At 61.3% G+C, this 24,339-nt stretch carries 24 protein-coding genes and 1 pseudogene; 10 read left to right on the top strand and 15 right to left on the bottom strand.

Translation table 11 applies throughout. The features are described 5' to 3' along the window. Positions 1–50 precede the first annotated feature (50 nt). Entirely contained in the window at positions 51–392 is a 342-nt protein-coding gene (locus tag CAL20_RS25130; RefSeq protein ID WP_254924454.1) for a copper-binding protein, read from the top strand. Positions 393–416: 24 nt separating this feature from the next. On the opposite strand, the pseudogene CAL20_RS25125 reads toward CAL20_RS25130, so the two are convergent. The 4 genes and pseudogenes from CAL20_RS25125 to CAL20_RS25110 form a co-directional block, all read right to left on the bottom strand. Further along, positions 417–1,433 (bottom strand): annotated as a pseudogene (locus tag CAL20_RS25125) (alpha/beta fold hydrolase). A gap of 210 nt (positions 1,434–1,643) precedes the next feature. Continuing rightward, the gene (gene hslU / locus CAL20_RS25120) at positions 1,644–2,978 is read right to left on the bottom strand and encodes an ATP-dependent protease ATPase subunit HslU (RefSeq protein ID WP_094824161.1); all 1,335 of its coding nucleotides are present in this window, start codon (positions 2,976–2,978) and stop codon (positions 1,644–1,646) included. A gap of 37 nt (positions 2,979–3,015) precedes the next feature. Beyond that, positions 3,016–3,555: an ATP-dependent protease subunit HslV gene (gene hslV / locus CAL20_RS25115; RefSeq protein ID WP_094824162.1), complete on the bottom strand. Its 540-nt coding sequence runs from the start codon at positions 3,553–3,555 to the stop codon at positions 3,016–3,018. Positions 3,556–3,676: 121 nt separating this feature from the next. Further along, complete coding sequence (locus CAL20_RS25110) at positions 3,677–4,837, bottom strand: MFS transporter (RefSeq protein WP_179266740.1); 1,161 nt, start codon at positions 4,835–4,837, stop codon at positions 3,677–3,679. Positions 4,838–5,014: 177 nt separating this feature from the next. Between CAL20_RS25110 and CAL20_RS25105 the strand changes: the two genes are divergently transcribed. After that, positions 5,015–5,461, top strand: coding sequence for a winged helix-turn-helix transcriptional regulator (locus CAL20_RS25105; protein WP_094839353.1), 447 nt, complete (start codon positions 5,015–5,017; stop codon positions 5,459–5,461). Between the two features lie 132 nt (positions 5,462–5,593). On the opposite strand, the gene dksA is transcribed toward CAL20_RS25105, so the two are convergent. From dksA to CAL20_RS25090, 3 genes are all read right to left on the bottom strand, one after another. After that, positions 5,594–6,058, bottom strand: coding sequence for an RNA polymerase-binding protein DksA (gene dksA / locus CAL20_RS25100; RefSeq protein WP_094824165.1), 465 nt, complete (start codon positions 6,056–6,058; stop codon positions 5,594–5,596). A gap of 57 nt (positions 6,059–6,115) precedes the next feature. Beyond that, on the bottom strand, positions 6,116–7,219 hold the full coding sequence (locus CAL20_RS25095; protein WP_094839352.1) for a CobW family GTP-binding protein: 1,104 nt from the start codon (positions 7,217–7,219) through the stop codon (positions 6,116–6,118). 410 nt (positions 7,220–7,629) lie between these two features. Next, the gene (locus tag CAL20_RS25090) at positions 7,630–8,142 is read right to left on the bottom strand and encodes a Fur family transcriptional regulator (RefSeq protein ID WP_094824167.1); all 513 of its coding nucleotides are present in this window, start codon (positions 8,140–8,142) and stop codon (positions 7,630–7,632) included. A gap of 167 nt (positions 8,143–8,309) precedes the next feature. On the opposite strand from CAL20_RS25090, the gene CAL20_RS25685 reads away from it, so the two are divergent. The 7 genes from CAL20_RS25685 (at position 8,310) to CAL20_RS25060 (ending at position 15,744) form a co-directional block, all read left to right on the top strand. Further along, positions 8,310–8,459 carry a hypothetical protein gene (locus tag CAL20_RS25685; protein WP_179266739.1) on the top strand — a complete coding sequence of 50 codons (150 nt, stop codon included), beginning with the start codon at positions 8,310–8,312 and terminating at the stop codon, positions 8,457–8,459. Positions 8,460–8,470: 11 nt separating this feature from the next. Next, on the top strand, positions 8,471–9,220 hold the full coding sequence (locus tag CAL20_RS25085; protein ID WP_094839351.1) for a metal ABC transporter ATP-binding protein: 750 nt from the start codon (positions 8,471–8,473) through the stop codon (positions 9,218–9,220). A 25-nt stretch (positions 9,221–9,245) separates the two neighbouring features. Continuing rightward, positions 9,246–10,121, top strand: a complete 876-nt coding sequence (locus CAL20_RS25080) for a metal ABC transporter permease (protein WP_094839350.1) — start codon at positions 9,246–9,248, stop codon at positions 10,119–10,121. 10 nt (positions 10,122–10,131) lie between these two features. Next, positions 10,132–11,244: a metal ABC transporter solute-binding protein, Zn/Mn family gene (locus CAL20_RS25075; protein ID WP_094839349.1), complete on the top strand. Its 1,113-nt coding sequence runs from the start codon at positions 10,132–10,134 to the stop codon at positions 11,242–11,244. A gap of 5 nt (positions 11,245–11,249) precedes the next feature. Further along, the gene (locus CAL20_RS25070) at positions 11,250–11,876 is read left to right on the top strand and encodes a DUF1007 family protein (protein ID WP_256981776.1); all 627 of its coding nucleotides are present in this window, start codon (positions 11,250–11,252) and stop codon (positions 11,874–11,876) included. Then, the gene (locus CAL20_RS25065; RefSeq protein WP_094839347.1) at positions 11,876–13,000 is read left to right on the top strand and encodes a nickel/cobalt transporter; all 1,125 of its coding nucleotides are present in this window, start codon (positions 11,876–11,878) and stop codon (positions 12,998–13,000) included. The genes CAL20_RS25070 and CAL20_RS25065 overlap by 1 nt, the downstream gene beginning before the upstream one ends. A 668-nt stretch (positions 13,001–13,668) precedes the next feature. After that, on the top strand, positions 13,669–15,744 hold the full coding sequence (locus CAL20_RS25060; RefSeq protein WP_094839346.1) for a TonB-dependent receptor domain-containing protein: 2,076 nt from the start codon (positions 13,669–13,671) through the stop codon (positions 15,742–15,744). A gap of 106 nt (positions 15,745–15,850) precedes the next feature. Here CAL20_RS25060 and xerC read toward each other — a convergent pair whose 3' ends face one another. From xerC to CAL20_RS25035, 5 genes are all read right to left on the bottom strand, one after another. After that, entirely contained in the window at positions 15,851–16,834 is a 984-nt protein-coding gene (gene xerC, locus CAL20_RS25055) for a tyrosine recombinase XerC (protein ID WP_094839345.1), read from the bottom strand. Between the two features lie 138 nt (positions 16,835–16,972). After that, on the bottom strand, positions 16,973–17,656 hold the full coding sequence (locus tag CAL20_RS25050; RefSeq protein ID WP_094824174.1) for a DUF484 family protein: 684 nt from the start codon (positions 17,654–17,656) through the stop codon (positions 16,973–16,975). A 14-nt stretch (positions 17,657–17,670) separates the two neighbouring features. Then, a complete protein-coding gene (gene dapF, locus CAL20_RS25045; protein ID WP_094824175.1) occupies positions 17,671–18,585 on the bottom strand; it encodes a diaminopimelate epimerase in 915 nt (304 codons plus the stop codon). 107 nt (positions 18,586–18,692) lie between these two features. Further along, complete coding sequence (locus CAL20_RS25040) at positions 18,693–19,583, bottom strand: lysophospholipid acyltransferase family protein (RefSeq protein WP_094839344.1); 891 nt, start codon at positions 19,581–19,583, stop codon at positions 18,693–18,695. Then, complete coding sequence (locus CAL20_RS25035) at positions 19,576–20,490, bottom strand: lysophospholipid acyltransferase family protein (RefSeq protein WP_094824177.1); 915 nt, start codon at positions 20,488–20,490, stop codon at positions 19,576–19,578. Before CAL20_RS25035 ends, CAL20_RS25040 begins: the two co-directional genes overlap by 8 nt. Before the next feature lie 286 nt (positions 20,491–20,776). On the opposite strand from CAL20_RS25035, the gene metK reads away from it, so the two are divergent. Beyond that, positions 20,777–21,940: a methionine adenosyltransferase gene (gene metK / locus CAL20_RS25030; protein WP_094824178.1), complete on the top strand. Its 1,164-nt coding sequence runs from the start codon at positions 20,777–20,779 to the stop codon at positions 21,938–21,940. A gap of 82 nt (positions 21,941–22,022) precedes the next feature. Here the strand turns inward: metK and CAL20_RS25025 are convergent, their stop codons facing one another. The 3 genes from CAL20_RS25025 to CAL20_RS25015 form a co-directional block, all read right to left on the bottom strand. Further along, positions 22,023–22,271 carry a DUF1289 domain-containing protein gene (locus CAL20_RS25025; protein WP_094824179.1) on the bottom strand — a complete coding sequence of 83 codons (249 nt, stop codon included), beginning with the start codon at positions 22,269–22,271 and terminating at the stop codon, positions 22,023–22,025. 111 nt (positions 22,272–22,382) lie between these two features. Next, positions 22,383–23,267, bottom strand: a complete 885-nt coding sequence (locus CAL20_RS25020) for an alpha/beta fold hydrolase (RefSeq protein ID WP_254924457.1) — start codon at positions 23,265–23,267, stop codon at positions 22,383–22,385. Positions 23,268–23,332: 65 nt separating this feature from the next. Continuing rightward, entirely contained in the window at positions 23,333–24,316 is a 984-nt protein-coding gene (locus CAL20_RS25015; protein WP_094824181.1) for a Bug family tripartite tricarboxylate transporter substrate binding protein, read from the bottom strand. Positions 24,317–24,339: the final 23 nt, after the last annotated feature.

Below are 24,339 nucleotides of genomic sequence, written 5' to 3'. Positions count from 1 at the left end.
GTCGGCAATAGCCAGCGTTCTGGGCCGCAAGTTCGGCCGAAGGAGAGGTGATGAACAAGATGCATCGCGTAGTGGGACGAGTGTCAATGGTTTTGGCGATAGCCCTGACCGGTGTGGCCCTCTGGCAGCCCGTGCCAGTCCTGGCTGCCGACCAGCAGCCATCAGCCAAGGACGCCACCGCGACGGCGAGTGGCGAAGTGCGGCGGGTCGACGCCGCGGCAGGCAAAGTCGCGATCAAGCATGACGCGATATCAGACTTGGAATTGCCCGCAATGACGCTCGTGTATCAGGCCAGCCCGGCTCTGTTGGCCAATATCAAGCCTGGCGACCGCGTGAGGTTCACGGCTGCCCGTCAAAATGGCAAATATGTCGTGACGGCGATCAGTAATTAGATCGCCGGCAGCGGGCACGGTGCGCTACAGCATCTGATCCAATTCCTTTACCAGACGCTCATGGAATCGCTGAGGATCCTGGATTTGCGGCGAGTGTCCTAATTCAGGGAAAGCCACCAGCCGGGCGCCCGGGATCGCCTGCGCAGTGGCGGGCCCCAAAGCTGCATAATTACCCAGCTTGGCAGCAACATCCGGGGCAGCTGCATCCTTGCCCGGTGCCGTGTTGTCCTTCTCGCCAATCAGCAAGAGAGTCGGTACGCGCACTTGGCCGAACTCATGTACCACCGGCTGGGTATACACCATGTCATAGGTCACGGCCTGGCTCCAGGCGACCTGCTCGCGCCCTTCGCCCTGATACATGCCGGCTGCCATCGCGACCCAGCGGTCGTATTCGGGCTTCCAGGTGCCGGCGTAATACGTGTTCTGCTAGTACTTCTTGATACCCGCAAAGCTCGTTTTCAATTCGCGTTCATACCATTCGTCCACGGTGCGATAGGGCACCCCCTTGGCCTTCCAGTCTTCCAGGCCGATGGGGTTCACCATCACCAGTGCATCGACGTGGTCCGGGTACATCAGGGCATAGCGCGTAGCCACCATGCCGCCCATGGAATGGCCCATGACCACCGCGCGCTCGATATCCAGGCTCTGCAGCAAGGCATGGGTATTGGCGGCCAGTTGATGGAAGCTGTATTGATAGGCGGCTGGTTTGCTCGATTTGCAGAAACCGATCTGGTCGGGCGCCACTACCCGGTAACCGGCGTTCGTCAGGGCGTCGATGGTGCCTTCCCAGGTGGCGCCGCAGAAATTCTTGCCGTGCAACAGCACGGCGGTGCGGCCATTGGGGCGTTCGGGCCGGATGTCCATGTAGGCCATGGACAACGACTGACCTTGCGAGGTCAGCTTGAATTCACTGACCTGGTGGGGATAATTGAAACGTTCGAGGCGGGGCCCATAGTCGGGCACGGCTGGCTGAGCGTGAACACCGGCGGCCACGAAAAGCGCTGTAGCGGCAAGGGTGGGTTTGAACATGCGAGCCTTCATTGAAGATGAACGAATTCATGCGACATCCTCTCGCTGCGATAGTTCAGCTTGTTGTCAGCGAGCGCTCGTACCGATGCTCGATTTGGGGTGTAACAGTGCAAACACGCCGGCCTTCGCCTGCATCCGTCGGAGCGCGTTGCAGCGCTCAGCGGGTATGACGAGGTCCAGGTGCCGCGTGCCGGCATTGGCCGGCACGCGGCGGCTTTTGCGTTACAGCACGTAGCGTGCCAGATCCTGGCTGGCAGCAGCTTCCGAGAGCTGGGCCTCCACGTAGGCTGCGTCGATCTTGACGGTCTTGCCGCTGCTGGCCGTCGCGTCGAAAGAGAGCTCCTCGAGCAGTTTTTCCATGACGGTGTACAGACGGCGCGCACCGATGTTTTCGGTGCGCTCGTTGACTGAAAACGCCAGCTCGGCCAGGCGCTCGATGCCGTCGGGGGTAAAGTCCAGATGCACGTCTTCGGTAGCCAGCAGTGCCGAGTATTGCTTGGTCAGCGAGGCGTCGGTATCGGAAAGGATGCGTACGAAGTCCTGGGCCGACAGCGATTCCAGTTCGACCCGGATCGGGAACCGCCCTTGCAACTCGGGAATCAGGTCGGACGGTCGCGACAGGTGGAACGCACCCGAGGCAATGAACAGGATGTGGTCGGTGCGCACCATGCCGTAGCGGGTGTTGACGGTGGTGCCTTCCACCAGCGGCAGCAAGTCACGTTGTACGCCCTGACGCGAGACGTCGGCGCCACCGCTTTCCTGGCGGGCGGCGATTTTGTCGATTTCGTCCAGAAAGACAATGCCGTTCTGCTCGACATTGGCGATTGCGACCGTACGCAGATCATCCTCGTTGATGCGCTTGGCGGCTTCTTCTTCGACGATGAGCTTGAAGGCCTCTTTGACCTTCATTTTCTTGGGCTTTTTCTTGTCGCGGGCCAGGCCTGCAAACATGCCGCGCAACTGCTCGGCCATTTCTTCCATGCCCGGCGGGGTCATGACGTCCATTTGAGGGACGGCCTGGGCGACTTCGATTTCGATTTCTAGGTCGTCGATCTTGCCCTCGCGCAGGCGTTTACGAAAGGTCTGACGGGCATTGCTATCGTCGTTACGCTCGGGCTCGCCGGAGGCGTTGCGGGCAGGCGGTACCAGGGCGTCCAGAATGCGGTCTTCGGCTGCGTCTTCTGCCTGCGTGCGCACACGGCGCATTTCCAGTTCGCGCGTTTGCTTGATCGAGTATTCGGTCAGGTCGCGGATGATGGTGTCGACATCACGGCCGACATAGCCGACTTCGGTGAACTTGGTGGCTTCGATTTTGATGAAAGGCGCGTTGGCCAGCTTGGCCAGGCGGCGGGCGATTTCGGTCTTGCCCACGCCGGTGGGGCCGATCATCAGGATGTTCTTGGGGTGGATCTCATGGCGCAGGGGCTCGTCGACTTGCTGACGGCGCCAGCGATTGCGCAACGCTACGGCCACTGCGCGCTTGGCGCGGTTCTGGCCAATGATGAATTTGTCGAGCTCGGAGACGATTTCCCCGGGGGTCATGGTGGATGCGGACATAAACGGAATCCTTGCTACAGCCGGCCGAAGCGGGCGCTTATTCGCCCAGCGTTTCGATGACGTGATTCTGGTTGGTGTAAATGCACAGGTCGCCGGCGATTTCCAGCGACTGTTTGACGATGTCTTGGGGCGGCAACTCGGTGTTGCGCAGCAGTGCGAGCGCCGCCGATTGGGCGTAGGCGCCGCCGGAACCGATGGCGGCCAGGCCATGTTCGGGTTCGAGCACGTCGCCGTTACCCGTCAGCACCAGGGTGTGCTCGGCGTCGGCCACGATGAGCATGGCTTCCAGGCGGCGCAGCACGCGGTCGGTGCGCCAGTCGCGCGTCAGCTCGACCGCGGCGCGCATCAGGTGCCCTTGGTGTTTTTCGAGTTTGGCTTCAAAGCGCTCTTGCAGGGTAAAGGCGTCTGCTGTGGCGCCGGCGAAGCCCGCCAGAATTTTGTCATGGTACAGGCGGCGGATTTTGCGGGCTGTACCTTTAATGACGATATTGCCCAGGGTGACTTGGCCATCGCCGCCCAGCGCGACACGGTTGCCGCGGCGCACGCAGACGATGGTGGTGGCGTGAAATTGTTCCATGCTTTCCTTCCTATGAAGGTCTGATCTGGGGGCGATGCGGCCGATTTCAAGGCGCCGCCCGAGCTTTAAGTGTATGCCGCCTGCCGGGACGCAGGCGTCAGTATTTCAGTATGTTTCTGTACTAATCGTGGACGCGTCGGATGGCTATCCAGAACAGCAGGGCCGACAGGCTGACTGCAGCCCCCAGGACGCACACGCCCTGCCAGCCGGCATAGGCGTAGGCCGCCGTCGTGCTGATCGCTCCCAGTCCGCTGCCGGCTGCGTAAAACAGCATGTACAGGCCCACCAGCCGACTGTGCGCCTCGGGTCGCGTGCGAAAGATCATGCTTTGGTTGGTGACGTGCAATGCCTGTCCTCCGAGGTCGAGCAGTACGATGCCTACTATCAGCGCCCAGAGTGACAGGTCCATCAGGGACAGGGGCCACCATGCCACTAGCAGCGCGGCCAGCGCCAGGGCACTGGTGCGTTCGCCGTGCCCTCGGTCGGCCCATCGACCGGCGCGGGCGGCCGCCAGCGCACCCACTGCGCCTACCAGGCCAAAGGCGCCAATAACGGTATGGGAAAAACCATAGGGGGGCGCGCTCAGCGGCAGTACCAGCGCGCTCCAGAAAATGTTGAACGCTGCGAACATCAGGAGTGCCAGCACGCCTCGTATCTGGAGCACCTTTTCCTGGCGCAGCAGCGTCAGCATGGACGCAATCAGGCGTGGATAGCTCATCCCGTCCGATACGGTTTTCAAGACCGGCAGACGTCTCCACAGCGGTAATGCCAGCATCAGCATCAGGACAGCCGCACTGAGATAGACGCCACGCCAGCCGGTCAGATCGCTGACGCCTCCCGCAAAGACACGCGCGAGCAGCAGGCCGATGAATACGCCGCTTTGAGCTGTCCCGACGACGCTGCCTCGCTCATGAGGGCCAGACACACTGGCGGCATAGGCGATCAGTCCCTGCGTCATGGCCGTACCCAGCAAGCCGACGCCGAGCATCCCAGCCAGCAGCACGGCGGCGGACTGCGCTGTGCCCACGACGATCAACGCTGCTACCAGCGCCAGCAGTTGGATTGCCATCAGACGCCGGCGATCCATCCGGTCTCCCAGCGGCACCAGCAACAGCAGCGCCAACGCGCAACCCAGCTGAGTGGCGGTAACCACGCCGCCGATCGCCGCCTGGCTGATGCCGAATGTCTGCGCCAAGGCGTCAAGCAATGGCTGGGCGTAATAGACGTTGGCCACGCTCAAGCCACTGGCGGTGGCAAACAGCCACACCAAACCACGGGGCATATCGACGCGCCTGCTCGGTGCATGGCTACGAACGTTCAGTGAGGGGCAGGCGAGACAGGGTTTCATGATCTGAATATGTTCAAACTAGTTTTAAAATAAAACTAGTTTGAATGCTAGGCGATGCAGTTTTAAAATGCAACTTGGTGGTGCGCTTGCATCAGATTGCCTGGAGACCTCATGGCTAGCCGCAAGACCATAGACGATGAACCGTGCCCGGTTGCACGCTGCGTCGATGTTGTTGGAGACCGCTGGTCATTGCTCATCGTGCGCGACGCCTTCGATGGCGTACGTCGTTTCGGCGATCTGCAACGCAGCCTGGGGGTGGCGCGCAATATTCTGTCTGATCGGCTGCGCAAGCTCGTCGATGCCGGTATCTTGCAAATGCAGGCGGCGTCGGACGGCACGGCCTATCAGGAATACGTGCTGACCAGCAAGGGGAAAAGCTTGTTTCCCATTGTGGTGGCGTTACGGCAGTGGGGCGAGCAGCACTTGTTCGAGCGGGGCGAGCGCCATTCGGTGCTGATCAATAAGCGCACGGGCAAGCCGGTTGCGCGGATGGTTCCGACTGATAAAGACGGGAGCGCATTGCCGCCCGATGCAACAGAAGTGCGCAAGATCAAGTAGGTAAACACACGCAGACAGATGATTGAACCGTTTCCGATCTGATGTCCACGGCAATATCCGGGCAATGAAAAAGGCCGCATTAGTTGACTAATGCGGCCCGGAAAGACGAAAACGAAAACGCAAAAGGAGGGATTAATCTCCGTAGAGCTTTTGACGCATTTCGCGCCGTTCTTGCGCCTCGAGAGAGAGCGTGGCGGTCGGGCGGGCCAGCAGGCGCGGGATGCCGATGGGTTCGCCGGTCTCTTCGCACCAGCCATATTCCCCGCTATCGATGCGGGCAATGGACTGCTGCACTTTCTTCAGCAGTTTGCGCTCGCGATCGCGAGTACGCAACTCGAGAGCGTGTTCTTCTTCGATGGTGGCGCGGTCGGCGGGGTCGGGCACGAATTGCGTTTCACGCAGGTGCTCGGTGGTCTCGCCGGCGTTGGCCAGGATGTCCTGTTCGAGTTGCTTGAGTCGCTCTTTGAAGAACGCCAGCTGGCGGTCGTTCATATATTCCGACTCGGGCATGGCCAGCAATTCTTCTTCGCTGGGCAGATCAATCGCCGTATCGCTAGTCGACTTGTTTGATTTTTTGGTTGCTGCCTTGGTAGCCATGAAAACACTCCACTATGAATCGATCCTGGCGCGATTGCGCGCGTCGGGATTGCGGCGTTAGCCCGCCAGGCACTGCTCCAAGCCCCGGGTGAAAATTTCCTGGGGCAGCTTGCGGCCGATAAAGACCATCTTGGTAGACGGCTTTTCGGCTGCGGTCCACGGCTTGCCGGGTTCGGCACCCATCATCATATGCACACCCTGGAACAACATGCGGCGGTTGATGCCTTTCATGTACAGGATGCCTTTATAGCGCATGAGGTCGGGACCGTAGACCTGCACCACACCGCCGAGGAATTCTTCCAGCCGCGCGGGATCGAACGGCTTGTTTGAACGGAAGACGAATGCACCGATCTCGTCGTCGTGGTGGTGATGATGGTGATGTTCGTGATGGCAATGCGCCCCGCATTCGCCCTCGTGGTCATGATCATGATCGTGATCATGGTCGTGGTCATGGCCGTGGCTGTGCGCCGCGTCGGGGTGCTCATCGGCCAGGAAATCCGGGTCGATGTCGAGAATGGAATTCAGATTAAAGCCGCTGATGTCGATGATGGACTTCAGGTCGACTTCGCCAAAATTGACCGGCGTAATGGGCGCGCGCGGATTGATACGCACCAGACGGGCACGCAGCGCTTCGTAGTCGGCCTCGTTGACCAGGTCCTTTTTGGAGACCAGGATACGGTCGGCAAAACCGACTTGTTTCTGAGCCTCGGACTGGGCGTCCAGCGTTGCCATGCCATGCTTGGCGTCGACCACCGTGACGACGGCGTCCAGACGGTAGTATTCGGCAATCTCGTCGTCCATGAAGAACGTCTGGCACACGGGGCCAGGGTTGGCCATGCCAGTGGTCTCGAGGATGACGCGTTCGAAATTGAGCTCGCCCGCCACGCGCTTGGCACGCAGGTCAGCCAGCGTGCGCATCAGGTCGCCACGTACCGTGCAGCAGACGCAGCCGTTGCTGAGCTCGATGATTTCTTCCTCGCTATCCTGCACGAGCAAGTCGTTGTCGATGCTCTCCGGCCCGAATTCGTTTTCGATGACGGCAACGCGTCGGCCGTGGAATTCGGTCAGGATGCGCTTGAGCAGGGTGGTCTTGCCTGCACCGAGAAAACCGGTGAGGATGGTGACGGGAACCATTTTGTCCAAACTGCGCTGGGTATTCATGGCAAGGCGGTAAGCTGAGAGCCCCAGGCGCACGCGTGCGTCCAAGGCATAAAAAAACAGGCGGCCGCGGTTGCGACCGGACGCAGGATTACAGCACAGTAAGGGCAGGTGGGCAAACCCCGGGACAACCCCGGCATCGCACTGCAGTTACAGAGGCATAAAGCGGCGCTGTAATCTATTCGATGCAGTTATATGGGGATGTATGGCTGCATTTCAAGAGGGCGGGGCTATCTGCCGTGCATAGAGGACGGATTGTCCGTCGAACTTCTCTATATGCTGCGTTGCAGCGGCAGACAGGCAGACTGACGGATGCATGTCATCGCGACCGCGTGACGCTGGCTTTTCAGGACATGCGAGACGGGGAGTATTGCCGGAAAATGCCCCCGGGACTCGCCGCCGGGTTAGCCATTTCAATGTGTATGGCCGTGATGATGGCGATGGCCGGCATCTGCCGGCTGTTTTTTCTGGCATTGAGGGCAGAGCGCCCGGATCTCGGTTTCGTGCGTGGCCAGGGCAAAGCCTGTCAAGGCCACGCGATCGGCCAATTGTTGGCTCATGGCGGGGTCGCTGACCTCGGCCACGGCTCCGCAGCCCGTACAGACCACCAGCAAATCATGCGGCGCGCCTGCCGCGTCGTGGCAGGCGGTCCAGGCATTGACCGCGTCCAGGCGGTGAATCAGCCCCTCGTCCATCAGAAAGTCCAGCGCCCGGTAGACCGTGGGAGGCGCTGCGCCCGGATGCTCGGCGCGCATGGCGTCCAGGAGTTCGTAGGCCTTGAGGCTGCGGCCGTGACGCAGGAGCAATTCCAGCACCTTGCGGCGAATCGGCGTCAGCCGGCGGCCGCGCTCGGCGCAGAGCGATTCGGCGATATTGAGTTGTTCGCCAATGGAGTCGGGGCGAGTGGAGCGAGGCGGGGTGGGCATTGATCGTGGCAGCCGGATAGCGCCGGACAGGCAATCCCGCGAAGGTATCAGAAAACGGGCCGTACGGGGAGCGCCAAGCCGGTCTTGCTCGTATTTGTTATGATATAACATAACTAATTGAATGAATAAACAGCCTGCTTTCCCGGAAATGGGCTGTATGTGTGGATATGTCTCATATTGTTTCTATTGGGCCCGTTCGTCCTCAAGGCTCAGCGCTGCGAGCCTCTGTTTTTTTCCGCTTGGGTGTCGCGGCCGTCGTGGCGGCGGGTCTGTGGGCGTTGACGGGATGGGCCATGGGCTGGTGGGCCGGCGTGTGAGCGGGGTTGCAATGCTTAACGCCGACACGGGGGCGGATACGAACGTGTCCAGCTATCCGGTGATCGGGTTGCGTGAGGCGGCCTTCGGTTGGCGCGGCCAGGCAGCGGTGCGAGCCGTATCCGGGCATTTTGACCGCGGCTCCATGACGGCCATTGCAGGGCCCAATGGCGCGGGGAAGTCCACTTTGGTCAAGGGCATGGTGGGGTTGATGCGTCCGTTGGCCGGCAGCCTGGATATCGATGCCCAGGATCGTCACCGTTTGGCGTGGCTGCCACAGGCCGCGGAAATAGACCGCTCCTTTCCCATCACGGTGCTGGACATGGTGGCCATGGGTGCATGGCGTCGTGTCGGCGCCTGGCGCGGCTTTGGTCATACGGAAACACAGCGGGCTTGGCAGGCGCTGGAGACTGTCGGATTGGCTGATGAGGCGGGCCGCATGGTGGGCGCGTTGTCAGGGGGGCAGATGCAACGGGCTTTGTTCGCCCGGTTGATGTTGCAGGACGCTCAGGTGCTGTTATTGGACGAGCCCTTTGCCGCCGTAGACAGCCACACCGCCGAGGTGCTGATGCAATTGCTATGCGAGTGGAATCGCCAAGGGCGCACCGTGGTGGCCGTATTGCACGATCTGGCCATGGTGCGTGCGCATTTTTCGCAGACCTTGTTGCTCGCCGGGCGGCAGATCGCTTGGGGGCCGACGGCCGAGGTACTGACGGCCCGCAATCTGGCAGCAGCGCGCGGCGTGCTTCGGGAATGGTTGTGAGGCGCGGCGTGGAAGGGGGATTGCGATGACGTTGCTGGACTGGACCGTGGCGCCGTTCGCCGACTATGCCTTTATGCGGCGCGCACTGGCGGGTACGTCGGCGGCGGCGTTAGGCGCGGCGCCGCTTGGCGTCTTTTTGGTGTTGCGGCGGATGAGCCTGATGGGTGACGCCATGTCGCACGCGATCTTGCCGGGTGTGGCGGCGGGCTTCCTGCTATCGGGTTTGTCGTTGTGGGCCATGCTGCTGGGCGGCTTGGTCACGGGTTTGCTGGTCGCTGTACTGGCGGGCGTCGTGGCCCGGCTGACGCCTTTGCGCGAAGACGCGAGTTTTGCGGCGTTCTATCTGATTTCATTGGGGTTGGGTGTATTGCTGGTATCGATGCGCGGCTCGAATATGGATTTGCTGCATGTGTTGTTCGGCACCGTGCTCGGCCTGGATGACGCGTCCCTGTTGCTGGTGACCAGCGTTGCGAGCGTGACGTTGATGGCGATGGCGCTGCTGTATCGGCTGCTCGTGGCCGAATGTCTGGACGCGGGCTTTCTGCGAGCCTGCGGCGGACGCGGCACGTTGGCGCATATGGCCTTTCTCGTTTTGGTTGTTGTGAATCTGGTAGCAGGGTTTCAGGTGATGGGGACCTTGATGGTGGTGGGCATGATGATGTTGCCTGCCGCTGCCGCGCGTTTCTGGCAGCCAACCGTGGCCGGGCAAATCGTCTTGTCAGCGATCTTTGGAATCGTGTCCGGCCTTTCTGGCCTCTTGTTTTCCTATCACTACAACTTGCCGGCATCGCCCGCCATCATTCTGGCGGCGGGGCTGGCGTATCTGGTTTCTGTGGCTTGCGGGCCGCAGGGTGGGTTACTGCACGGCCTGATGGCTCATGGCCGCACCCGTTTTCGCTAAAGGAAGAACGATGCACAACTATTCTGCCGCGCAAGCACGGCGCCGTATATTGATGATGCTGACGTTGGGGGCGGCCAGTGTGTGCGCGCCTGTTGTGGCGCATAGCGCCGAGCCGCTGCGAGTAGTCGCCAGCTTTTCAGTGTTGGGCGATATGGTGCGCGAAATCGGTGGCGACGATGTGTCGGTGACGACCTTGGTCGGCCCCGATGGCGATGCCCATTCGTACGAGCCCACGCCGGCGGCTGCACGCCAATTGAAAGCGGCCAGCGTCCTGGTAGAGAACGGATTGGATTTCGAAACGTGGTTGCCTCGCCTTGCGAAAGCCGCGGATTTTTCCGGGGCCACTATTGTTGCGACGGCAGGCATCACGCCGCGAAAAATGGCTGAGCAACAAGAAGGCGGTCATGGCCACGCCGGCGGCGGGGCGCATGATCACAGCGTCGGCAAGAAGCCGGCTCAAGGAAACGACGATACGCATGGCCACGACCATGATCATGATGAAGGTCAACATCACGATGAACACGAGCACGGCCATGACCACGATCATGATGACTCTCACGCTCACGCGGACGGCGGCCACCATCATCACCACGGTGATCAGGACCCACACGCCTGGCAAAGCCTGACCAACGGCGTCGTCTACGCCCGCAACATCGCAGAGGGCCTGGCCGCCGCCGACCCGGCGCACGCCGCGGCCTATCGTCAACGCGCGCAAGCCTATATCGCGCGCATCGAGGCATTGGATGCACAGATTCGCAAGACTTTTGCCGCCATCCCTACCGAACGCCGCCAAGTGGTCAGCTCGCACGATGCCTTTGGTTATTTCGGTGACGCCTATGGCGTGCGATTCATTCCCGTGGCCGGCTTGTCCACCGACGCCGAGCCCTCGGCAGCCGATATGGCGCGCATCATCGAACTGGTCAAGCGCGAACACGTGCCCGCCGTGTTTGTCGAAAATGTCAGCAGCCCGGCTTTAGTGCAACAGATCGCGCGCGAAACGGGGGCACGTACCGGTGGTACGCTCTACTCCGATGCGCTGGCTCCATCCGGACAGCCGGCGGCGACTTATCTGGGGATGTTTGAATGGAATGCGCGTCAGCTTTCCGAGGCCTTGCAGCCGTAGTAATGATGGCCTGTGCCGCACCGGTGGCGCAGGCTCATCCGCATATGTGGATAGACGCTCGCGCACGTATCGCCTTTGATGGGCAGGGCCGAATGACGGCGATTCAGCAGGATTGGCTGTTCGACGAAATGTTCGGCGCCTACACGACCCAAGGCCTTGAAAAAGGCCCCGATGGCAGCCTGCCTGCCAAAACCTTGCAGGGTATGGCGAAAGATTGGATGCAGGCGTTGGGTGAGCCGATTTCCCACTATTTCACGCAGGCAACCGTAAATGGAAAGCCGGTGAAATTCGCCGACCCACGTGATGCCGTGGTGAGTTGGGACACCAAATCGCAGCGATTGACGCTGTCGTTCACGCTGCCTCTTGCGCAGCCCATGGCGCCGGACAAACAAGGTGTGCAGTTCGATATTTACGATCCGACGTATTTTGTCGCGTATGACTTTGGTGCGCCCGGTGCGGTGTCGTTGATCGATGCGCCGAAATCGTGTCAGCAATCCTATCGGCCGCCCGGCGAACTCGATTGGCAGACCATGCAGAAATTGGCGGCGATCCCTGCCGAGGCGGAGACCGTACCCGATGAGCTGTTGGCCATCACGAAAGGACTGACGCATCGTATCGATGTGAGTTGCTGATGAGAAAGGTAAATGCGGCGGTGTTGGCATGGGCATTGTTGCTCTGGCTGCCGCCTTTGGCTGGATGGGCTCAGAGTGCGCATCCATTTGGCGTGCCGGAAAGCGGGGGCGGCGTGGCGGGGCCAAGCTGGCTGAATGGCCTGTTTGCGCAGATCTCTGCGTGGCAATCGCATTTCTACAGACAGCTCACCGGTGCGGTACGCGCCTGGCAGGCCGATGGAACGGCCGCGTGGGGGTTGTTAGGCCTCTCGTTTGCGTATGGCATATTCCATGCGCTGGGTCCAGGTCATGGCAAAGCCGTGATTGCTTCGTATGTCCTGGCTAACCGCCAGACCGCTCGCAACGGCGCGTTGTTGGCGCTTTTGGCTGCGCTATTGCAAGCCCTGGTCGCCATTACGTTGGTCGCTGTCATGGCCTGGTTGTTGCACGCGACGGCGCCGGAAATGAATCGTGCCACACGCTGGCTGGAAACCGCGTCATACGCATTGATCACGCTGTTGGGAGCATGGCTGGTTTGGAGCAAAGCGTTGCGGCCCTGGCTGCGCCGACAGGGCCATCATCATGTCCACGATGCGGAGCAGGGGCATGCACACAGATCTGTACATGATGATCATGGTCATCACGAAGCGCACGATCATCGAGAGGCAGAGGGGCATCAACCCAGCCATGCCCAGTTGAGCATAGACGCTGAACGTGCGTCTCATGTCATTCCGATCCACAACGCTCATCACCATCATGACGATTGTGGTTGCGGGCATGTGCATGTCCCGTCGCCCGATCAAGTCGCAGGTGCGCTGGACTGGCGCAAAGCCATGTCGGCCATCTTCGCAATGGGTTTGCGGCCCTGCAGCGGCGCGCTCATTGTCCTGGTCTTTGCATTGTCGCAAGACTTCTTCGCGGCGGGGATAGCCGCGGCGTTGGCCATGGGGGTGGGGACGGGGCTTACTGTTGCTGCCTTGGCGGTTTTTGCCGTTGTGGCGGCGGGGGCGGCTACGCGGGTGGGGGCCTATGCTTCTGCTGTCTGGATGACTCGGGTACGTGTGGGGATTGAGGTGGCGGCGGCGGTGTTTGTGTTGCTGCTGGGAGTGTTGTTGTTGGGGGGGCAGATTAGTGGAGGAGGGTGATTCGCGGGGGGCGTTTTTGAGTTGCGGGTTGCGTTCTATTGACGCCGACGTCCGCCGTGTAAAAGCGGTGCCGGCCCTATCGCCCGGTCCGGCCGCCTGCGCGGCCAGACTTCCCTTCACCAGCCTCGCCAGGCGGGGCGGCTGGGCAAACTCGCTCCGCTGCGCTCCACTCAAACATGCCCAGCCGACCTCCCCCCCGCCTGACAAGGCTGGTTCGGCGGGCTCTACGGGCCGGCACCGCTTTTACACGGCGGACGTCGGCTCACGTTGTCTGCATATGACGGATGTCCCCACGGTTGTTGGTACGGGCACTGGCAACATCGTCCTCGATCGGCCGACCGTACACGCTACAACTTACGACTCGATTTAGTCGCGAGTCGCGCCAACCAGCAACCGCGGCATGCCGCTACTGCGAGTCCCTGCCGGGTGCCTGGAAGCCGCGCCGGCCCGTAGAGCGCGGATTTAGCCCGCGAAGCGGGCCGAGGCCCCTGGTCATGGGCCGAGTCCGTGCGATAGGGCCGGTGCGGCTTCCAGGCACCCGGCAGGGACGTCTTCCCAGAGACACATTCCGCCAGCTGACCGAGCAATCGCCGTAATTCTGCACTCGCAATTGATATGTTATATCATCTCGTAGTTTTTAGAATGATATAACATAATCGGGACGGGAAATGACTCTGAACCCTCATCCGCTAGCGCTGACACTCTCCCTGGCGCTAGCCCCTGCCGTGCAGGCACAACAAGCTCCAACGGCCGACACCAATGCAGACACTGCTGCTACCTTGGCTCCCATCACCGTTTCGGCCAATCCTCTAGGCCTGGACCCCGACAGCATGGCCTTGCCCGCACTGGTGCTGGACGGCAATGCGCTGATCGAACGTCGTCAAGGCACGCTGGGCGATACGTTGAACGGCCTGCCGGGCATCAACTCGGATACGTTCGGCGGTGGCGCTAGCCGGCCTGTGATCCGCGGCCAGACCGCGCCACGGGTCAAGGTGCTGTCAGACGGCTCGGAGTTGATGGATGCTTCCAGCATTTCCCCCGACCACGCCGTGACGACAGAGCCCCTCTTGGCGCAACGCATTGAAGTCCTGCGCGGTCCGGCCACGTTGTTGTACGGGGGCGGCGCCATCGGCGGCGTCGTCAACGTGCTCGATAACCGTATCCCCACGGCAATCCCGGAGAGAGGCGTTGAAGCCGAAGCAGAGGTCCGCGGTGCGACCGGCACTAACGAACGTGCAGGCGCAGTGAGCATCACTGCCGGCACAGGCCAGTTTGCCGTCCACGTGGAAGGTATGAAACGACGCACCGACGATTACGACGTGCCGGATTGGACCAGCAAAGAGCTGGCAGGCTCGTATAGCGAGTCCTCGCAAGGCAGCCTGGGCCTGTCGTGGGTCACGCCGCGCGGTTATGTCGGGGTGGCATTCACCTATCTGGACAGCAAGTACGGTTTGCCCGGTCACAATCACGAATACGAGGGTTGCCATCCCCATGGCACGCATCTGCATTGCGGCGGCCACGACGATCACGATCATGAGGGTGAAGACGGTCACGATCATGACCACGAACATGGTGAGGATGAGGATCCTCCCTACGTCAAACTGCGCAGCAAACGCGTGGACGTCCGTGCGGAATACACCGAGCCTTTCGCCGGCTTCGAAAAAATCCGCTTTCGTGGCGGCCTGACGGATTATCAGCATCAGGAAATCGAAGGCGGAGAAGTCGGCACTACCTTTAAAAACCGCGGCTATGACGCGCGGCTGGAGCTGGAGCACAAGCCGCTGTACGGCTGGCGCGGTGTGATCGGTCTGCAGAACTCGTTCAGCGATTTCAGCGCCGAAGGCGAAGAGGCGTTCTTGCCACGCAGCGATACGCAATCGACGGGCATCTTTCTGCTAGAGGAGTATCGTCTTAACGATTGGCGCTTTGAGGTTGGTGCGCGCCAGGACTGGCAGCGTATTTCTCCCGAGGGCGATAACCCGCGTTCCAGCCAATCCGGCACGTCGCTGTCGGCCGCCGCGATCTGGGATTTTGCGCCGCAGTATTCGGTGGCCTTGTCGCTGTCGCGCTCTCAGCGCCTGCCCACCGCACAGGAGCTGTATGCCGACGGCGTGCATTTGGCGACGAATACCTACGAAATCGGCAATGCAGATTTGAGCAAGGAAACTTCGCACAATATCGATTTGACCTTGCGCAAGCACCAAGGCGATACGACGTTCAGCGTGAGCGCTTTCCATAATCGGGTCAAGAACTACATTTATGCGAACACGCTCGATCAGTACGAGGATTTCCGTTTGATCGAATACGCGCAGCATGACGCGGAATTCACAGGCATCGAGGGCGAGGTGCGCCACCAGTTCAACAAGGTGTTTTCGGCCGGGGTGTTCGGTGACTACGTGCGTGGCAAATTGACCGGTGGCGATGGCAATCTGCCGCGTATTCCCGCCGCGCGAGCGGGGGTGCGGGCCAACGTCAAGTGGAAGCAATGGTCAGGCGGGGTGGAATATGCGCATGTATTTCGCCAGAACGATATCGCGTCGTATGAATCAAGCACCGGAGGCTATGACATGGTGAATGCCGTGGTGAGTTATCGCAACACATTTGGCTCCGACACTGCCTATGAGATCTATCTGCGCGGGACGAATCTGCTGGACAAGTTGGCGTATAACCACGCCTCTTTCATCTCGACCGCGGCGCCGTTGGCCGGTCGAAGCGTGCTATTGGGAGTACGGGTGACTTACTGATAGTGATCTGAGCGTCAACGCTGGCGGCAGTATGTCGCCAGCACATCGGCAATCAGCTCGGTGATTATGCGAGCCACCAGGGTGGTGGTTGTTGTCGCCGGTAAATCTAGGATTTACGTCCCGCTCGTGGATGAGCCTGGTCATAGGCTTTGGCCAGATGCTGGAAGTCCAGTCGGGTGTAGATCTGCGTCGTAGAGATGTTGGCATGACCCAGCATCTCTTGCACCGCCCGCAGGTCTTGCGCGGATTGCAGAACGTGGCTGGCGAAGCTATGGCGCAACACATGAGGGTGTACGTGCGCAGGCAGGCCGGCTGCCTGCGCGAATTTCGCAAGCTGTGTCTGTACAACACGAGGCGAGATGCGCCGGCCTCGCGTTCCGACGAACAGGGCATTGGCGTCGGTATCAGTAGCGCTCGCCGCCACCAACTGGGATCTGACTTCGATCCAGCGTTGTATGGCCGTCAACGCGGCTTGCCCGACAGGGACGCTGCGGCGTTTGCCGCCTTTGCCCAATACGACGACCTCGGCCTCGGCGAGGTTGAGCCAACTCGACGATTCGTAGTCGGCGGTACGGGTGTAGTGCAAATCGAGCCCCACGAGCTCAGAGAGCCGCAGACCGCTGGAATACAGGAGCTCGAACATCGCGCGATCGCGCAAGCCTGCGGGCTCGGTGGCCAGTTGCGCCGAGGCATGATCCAGCAGTGCCTGTGCCTGTTCCACAGAGAGTGCCTTGGGCAGGCCGCGCGGGGCTTTGGGGGCGCGCACGCCGACCACGGGGTTGCCGGCCAGATCTATCGTGGGCGCCCACCATTGATAAAAACCTCGCCAGGCGGCCAGCGTGCGGGCCAGGCTGCGCGGTCCCAGGCCCTGCGCATGCAGGCGGGCGGCAAACTGCCTGATGTGGCTGTTGGTGAGCTGCTCGAGCGGCAGCTTGACTGCATGGGCCAAGGTGGCCAACTGGCGCATGTCGCGTCGATAGGCGTCCAGCGTGTGAGAGGAATAGCGCCGATGGGCCTGCAAGTGTTGCAGCCACGCATCCAGGGGCTGCGGCAGGGATTCTGAAACGGGATCGGGCACTGGCTCGGTCATGATGGATAAGCCTCAGGTCCAGGCATCGCCGCTTTTACGACGAGGGGCAGGCACGGGCGACCGGCCTGCGATCCGTATGGGTTAAAGGTAAGCACGGGATTGACGTGGTGTGCTCCTGATCCCTGTCCTCTCGATATGTCAGGCTGGATTCTGCGGCGCAGGCGTATTCAGCCGGCGCAGTGTTGCCGAAGCCAGGCGGCCGATGGCTTCGAGAAATACCGTGCCCATTTCCGGGTTGAAGCGGGCAGGATCATCTGACCCCAGTACGAGCAGGCCGATGCTGGGTTGATCCACGTCGAAACGCAGCGGAATCAAGGCCAGCGATTGGGGCTTGGCGTCCAGCCAGTTCACCGCCTCGAATTCGGTGTCCGGGCCGCAGTACGGCGTTTTCAGGCTATCGGTAAAGTCGCGTACATCCTGCGAGACAGGAGCGCCATAACCTGTGGGAGCCAGTCCGGCCAGGTTCCACAACCGCAGGCCGACATGATTCAGGTCGAACTGCTCGGCCAGACCCAGTGCGATTTCGCCCGGCAGATGTTGCGGCTCGCTTTCGCCCAGCAGGCGCGCACACCATTGCGAGACATGATCGCCAATGGCCTCATTCGAATCGGCGTTGTTGATCAGCTCATTCAGGCGCCATTCGAGTTCGCGATTGCGCTCACGCAGGGCCAGAATCTGCCGCTCGCCCAGCGAAATGGCGCGCGTACCGTGTGGGTGCGGGACTTGCAGTGTGGCAAAGACCTCGGCGTGCTGATCGAAGAATTCCGGGTTGTTTTGCAGGAAATTCGCGATGTCCTGGGCTGTGAGAGCGGTATCGGTCATTGAATGCGTAGCGTTTATCGGCCTAGGGCCATGGAGAAAACCAGCTTGTCGATATCGACCTGGCCGTTATAGACAGAAGTGGCGGGGCCTGTCATGCGCAGGCGTTCGCCGTTCCAGTCCACGGTGAGGGTGCCGCCCCGGGTATGGACCCGCACAGGCGAATCCAGCAGGCCGCGGCGAATGCCGGCAGCGACGGCGGCGCAGGCGCCTGTCCCGCAAGCCAGGGTCTCGCCCGCTCCGCGCTCGTACACGCGCAGTCGGATGGTGTGGCGGTCGACGACTTGCATAAAACCCGCGTTGACGCGACGGGCAAAGCGGGGATGGCGTTCGACCAGCGGGCCAATGATGCCGACGGGCGCAGTGTCCACGTCGTCGACTTGTTGGACGGCATGGGGATTGGAAATCGCGACGGCCGAGACTTGTACGCTGCGTGGCGCATCCGCAGGCGCGTCGGGCAAGTCCAATTGCCACAACGTGTCCTCGCCCTGCGTGTGCGAGGCCAGGCCATCGGTATCGAACGGCAGAGCCGCCGGATCGAAGCGGGTCAGGCCCATATCCACGGTGACCTGTTCGTCGTCACCTTCGTCCAGCACCAAAATGCCTGTTGCGATTTCAGCGCGCAGCGGGTTGCGGTCGGAGAGATGCTGCTCGTGTACGAATCGCACAAAGCAGCGTGCGCCGTTGCCGCAGTGCTCGACCTCCGACCCATCGGCATTGAAAATGCGATAGCGAAAATCCGCATCCGAACGCGTGGCCGGCTCGACCAGCAGAATTTGGTCCGCGCCGATGCCGAAATGACGATCGGCCAGGGCGCGCGCGCGCTCGGGCGTCATGTGGATGGCTTGGCGTACGCCGTCGAGCACGACAAAGTCGTTGCCCGCGCCATGCATTTTGGTGAAGTTCCAGATCATGGGAGGATTATCGCGCATTACGTGAGGGCGTGGCAGGGGGATGAAATGGCTGGAGACAGTCGGTCACCCCGTATTTTTTGTGTGATGCTGGTGGCGAGCAAGCCAACGCCTGCCCCGCAAAGCATTCAATAATATTTGGCTTGACCCAGGGGGCGTGTCTTAAAGCGCCGGTGAACCCAGTAGTACTGGCTGGGGCAACGCCGGACCCAGCTTTCGATGTGCTGGTTCAAGCGTGCGGTGGCTTCTTCCAGTGTGCCTTCGCCAGGGAAATCCGCCAGCGGCGGCATGACTTCGACGCGATATCGGCCTGTATCGGGATTCCAGAAATCGATCACGGGCACCACCGCCGCATCCCATTTGCGGGCCAGTTGAGCGGTAGCCTCGAGCGTGGCTGCCGGTACGCCAAAAAAAGGCACAAACACCGCGCCCTGGCGGCCAAAGTCCATATCGGGCAGGTAATACACCGGCCGTGGCGCGCGCAGATGGCGGATCAGATCGCGCACGCCGTCTTTGCGGCTCACGAGAAATACCTCGTTGAATCGGCCGCGGCCGTTACGCACCAGGGTGTCCACTGCCGGATCGCTCTGAGGCGTGTACATGGTGGCGCTGCTGGGCACATCCATCGTCAAGCGCGTCGCGGCCGCGTCCAGCGCCACAAAATGCGGCGCCAGCAGCAGGACCCGCCGGCCCTCGGCGATCAAGGCGTTGATGCGCTCGGCACCCTCGGTGGTCACCATTTCGCGTATGGCCTCGGGCGTGCCGTACCACAGGACGCCCCGGTCAACGATAGTCTGTGCCAGCGCGCGGAAATGCGCTCGCATCAAGCTTTCCCGTTCTGTCTCGGAGAGTTCAGGAAAGCACAGTTTCAGGTTCAGGCGCACAATGCGCACCCGCGAGCGGGCCAGTTTGCGGGTCAGCCAGCCGAGTCCGGCACCTATGCGTTGGCGGGTGGATGGCCGGATGCGGCCGAACCAGGCGAATAACGCGTTCAGGGCTCGCAGTTTGAAATCATTCATGAGAGGCAGCCCCGGGGGATGCGGACGAGGACGGCTTGTCGGACGCCTGAGGCCCAGGCATGGGCGGAATGGGCGGCGCGCCGCGTGGGGTCTTATAGCGGTTGTAGCTCCACAGGTATTGATGCGGCACGTGGCGAATCACCTTTTCCATGGCGGCGTTGAACAAGGCGGCCTGGGCCTGTGGATCCTGTGGCAATGGATCGGGCACGCGCGAGAAATGGACGCGCCAACCGCGGCCTTTTGGCAGGCGTTCGCCCGCCACGACAATCACGGCGACCTGGGTTTGTGTAGCGAGTTTGCCAGGCAATGTCATGGTGTACGCCATGCGCCCGAAAAATGGCGCCCAGACGCCGTCGCCTTCGCCGGGGGCCTGGTCGGGCAGGAGACCGACAGCTGTGCCCCGGCGCAAGGCGCGCACGAACTCGCGTACGCCCTGCATATTTGCGGGTACTGCCTTCAGGCCGGAGGTGTTACGCGCGGTATCGAGCAATGGCGCAAAAGCTGCCATGCGAGGCGGCCGGAACATGACGGTCACCGGGACGTGGCGCGCCACGGCGACGTAGCGCGCCGTGATCTCGAAACATCCGAGATGCGGTGTCAGGAACAGGATGCCCCGATTTTCGGCCAAGGCAGCCTCGACCACGTGAAAGTCGTCGGAAACCGTCTTGGCGAGGCTCTCTGCGCCGCGGAACCAGACCTTGGGCATTTCCATCATCATGGCGCCGGTTTCGGCGGCCGCCCGGCGGGCAAATGCGGGATCCGGATAGCCCGCCTGGGCGGCGTTGGCCTGCAGGCGTTGCCGGTAGCGCCCCGGAAACGCATAGACCAGGCGGCCCAGCACTCGCCCTACCATGTGCAAGACAGGCAGGGGAAGCAAGGCAACGGCGCGAAACAAGGCAAGCAGCATGCGGGTTGGATCATATGTCGCATCGTGAAGCCCACGGTGCGAAGTTTCTACAGATAAGCGTATGAATTTATGCCATAAGCATGGACCCGGCATTTTCGCCTAAAATGCGTTCTGTCGCCGAGTTAACCGACAACTTGCGGGGCGACGCCTGTTACGCGCGAGCGTTTCGGGCAAAATCCGCTAAAGCGTCGCGCCCAGATCCTTATCCATTCAGGTTCAGATCCGCGCGCAACGCGCCTCGTTAAACCTGTGTGCCGGTTTTTGCCGGTCTCGTAAGGACGTATCCGTGGCCAGTAACGATTTTCTCTTTACCTCTGAATCCGTCTCCGAAGGGCATCCGGACAAGGTCGCCGACCAGATCTCCGATTCCATTCTCGACGCCATTTTTACCCAAGACCCGAACGCGCGCGTTGCCGCCGAGACGCTGTGCAACACCGGACTGGTCGTGTTGGCCGGTGAAATCACCACGACCGCCAACGTCGACTATATCCAGGTCGCGCGCGACACCATCCGCCGCATCGGTTACGACAATACCGATTACGGTATTGATTACAAAGGCTGCGCGGTGCTCGTGGCCTATGACAAGCAGTCGCCTGACATCGCTCAGGGAGTGGATCGCACTTCCGAAGACTACCTGAACCAGGGCGCGGGTGACCAAGGCCTGATGTTCGGTTACGCCTGCGACGAAACCCCGGACCTGATGCCGGCCCCGATCTGGTACGCGCACCGTCTGGTGCAGCGCCAGAGCGAGTTGCGCAAAGACGGCCGCCTGCCGTGGCTGCGCCCGGATGCCAAGTCACAAGTCACGTTCCGCTATGTCGACGGCCGCCCGGTCGAGGTCGATACCGTGGTGCTGTCCACGCAGCATGCGCCCGAGATCTCGCAATCGTCGATTCACGAAGCCGTCATCGAAGACATCATCAAGCCCAGCTTTCCTGATGGCCTGATCACGCCGAAGACAAAATTCCTGGTCAACCCGACCGGCCGTTTCGTGATTGGCGGCCCGCAAGGCGATTGCGGTTTGACGGGGCGCAAGATCATTGTCGACACGTACGGCGGCGCTTGCCCGCACGGCGGTGGTGCTTTCTCCGGCAAGGATCCGTCCAAGGTTGACCGTTCGGCGGCGTATGCTGCGCGCTACGTAGCCAAGAACATCGTGGCCGCTGGCCTGGCCCGTCAATGCCAGGTGCAGGTCAGCTACGCCATCGGTGTGGCCGAGCCGATCAACATCACCGTCTACACCGAGGGCACCGGCGTGATTCCCGATGACCAGATCGCCAAGCTGGTGCGTGAGCACTTCGATCTGCGTCCCAAGGGCATCGTCAACATGCTCGACCTGCTGCGCCCGATCTACACCAAGACGGCGGCATACGGCCACTTTGGCCGTGCCGAGCCCGAATTCTCTTGGGAAGCCATCGACAAGGCTCAGGATCTGAAGAAAAGCGCTTAAGTCCTTCTGATGCTGATCTGACGGCCACCCAGAGGGGTGGCCGTTTCGTTTATGGCCATCGCAATATTGAGCACACGCCTCACTATCCCTTGCGACGCGGGTATCCCTGGGCACGGATCCGGTGCCACACAATCTGTTTTTCTTCTTCGGTCATGAAAACCCAGTTGGAGACTTCCATGGCCGTGCGGCCGCAGCCGCGGCAGATCTCGTCGAACAGCGTGGAGCAGACTGCTACGCAGGGGGAATCGGTCGCAACAAAAGCGTTTTGCGACGGCTCTGCGTCGCCAGGGGCAGCTGTGTCGCTGCCAGAGGTGGATAGGGTGTGACTCATCAGGCGCAGCTTAGCATCCGCGGTGCGTCCCTTTTTGCAAGGCCCTGATGCAGGGTCGGATAAGCACGCACGTGATGGTCGGATTATCCGGCCCGGCTACGCTGGAGCCGATCAGTTAAATAACCGCCGTGCTTCGTCCACAATCAACTCAGGGATTTCCTCGGCCAGATAATGCGCACCGGGCAAGGCACGGCCCGCGATGTCGTCGGCTACGGCGCGCCATAGTCCCAGCACATCGAAATTCTGTCCGACGGCGCCGCGCTCGCCCCAGAATACGCGCACGGGCATGCGCAGGCGCTCGCCTTGTGCTCGGCCGTCACGGTCGTGTTGCAGGTCGATGGTGGCTGAGGCGCGGTAGTCCTCGCAGATGCCGGTGGCCCAGTTCGGCAGCTGGGCGCAGCGTTCGTATTCGGCTAACGCTTCGGGGGTGAATAGCGCCAGGCCCCCCGGCCGGCTGCCCATGACGGAGCGGATATAAAACACCGGGTCATGTTCGATCATGGTCTCGGGAATCGGCGCGCGTTGAATGAGCCAGAACCAATGGAAATACGCTTGTGCAAAGGCACGCGTGGTGCCTTCGTACATATCCAGAGTGGGTGCGATATCCAGCAACATCATGCGCCGCACGCGCGCGGCATGATCCAGCGCCAGACGATGTGCGACACGCGCGCCGCGGTCGTGAGCCAACACATCGAATTGATCGTGGCCCAACGCGGTCATCAGCTCGGCCATGTCACGCGCCATCTCGCGTTTTGAATGCGAGGCGTGATCGGACGTGGCCTCGGGTTTTTCGCTGTCGCCGTAGCCGCGCAAATCTGCGGCGATGCAGGTGTGATTGCGAATCAGCTCGGGCCAGACGCGATGCCAGATGACGTGCGTCTGCGGGTGGCCGTGCAATAGCAGCAGTGGTGGTCCGTCGCCCTGGATGCGGGCGGCTATGCGTACGCCATTGGCCACAAAGGTTTGCAAAGGCAGATCGAATAGTGAGTCAGTCACGTGCGTTCCCATTCAAGGCATACAACAATACACGGCCAATCGCGTGTCGGATCACCAAAAACTCCTTAGTTAGGTTCGATGCCGGCGGCCTGGATGACACCGGCCCAACGCTTCATCTCGGCAGCAACCATATCGTCGGTTTGGCTGGGGGTGGAGATCAGCGGTTCAAAACCTTCTTTTTTCATGCGTTCGACCACCTCCGGCGAACGCAATGCATCGCCCAACTTGGCATTAAGTGTGTCCACCACCGCCTGGGGTGTGCCTGCCGGCGCACTGATCACAAACCACGTGTTGAATTCGTAATCAGGCAGACCCGATTCGGCGATGGTCGGCACATTGGGCAAGAGCGGAGATCGGGTTTTTCCGGTCACCCCCAGTGGCTTGAGCTTGCCGCCGTCGACCTGCGGTTTTGCAGCAGACAGCACCGGAAAGCTCATCTGCACTTGCCCGCTGATCGTGTCCAGCATGGCGGGGCCGCCGCCTTTATAGGGCACGTGCAGGATTTGTGTTTTGGAGACGGACTTGAATAGCTCTGCCGCCATGTGAAAGGTGCTGCCGGTCCCGGCCGATCCAAAGCTCAACGCATTGTCGGGCCGCGCGCGAACGTAGGCCAGCAGCTCGGCGACATTGTTGACCGGCAGGCTGTTGGTCACCGTCAGCACATGCTGCGACGTCGCGATCGTGCCCACCGATCGCAGGTCTTTCAGCGTATCGAAGGGCATGTCCTTGAATAGCGACGGATTGATCGCCAAGGACATCGTGTTGATGGCGAGCGTGTAGCCATCAGGCTGGGCACGTGCCACGGCCGCCATGCCGATATTGCCGGAGGCTCCTGCACGGTTTTCCACCACCACGCTTTGCCCCAACTGCTTGGCCCAGGCATCCGCGATCAAGCGGGCCGTGATGTCCACGCTGCCCCCCGGTGCGAATGGCGCGACCAACGTAATGGCGCGCTGAGGGAATGTCTGCCCCGAGGCGGATGTCGCGACGATACAGCCTGCGGCTGATACGACTGCGCAGAGGAGCTGTCGGGAAAGCAATGACGTCATGGAGGTCTCCTTTGGGGCCGCGA

It is taken from the genome of Bordetella genomosp. 4 (assembly GCF_002261185.1).
Taxonomy (GTDB): Bacteria; Pseudomonadota; Gammaproteobacteria; order Burkholderiales; family Burkholderiaceae_B; genus Bordetella_A.
The sequence above is the reverse complement of the archived record's forward strand: the minus strand, read 5'-3'. Positions and strand labels throughout refer to the sequence as shown.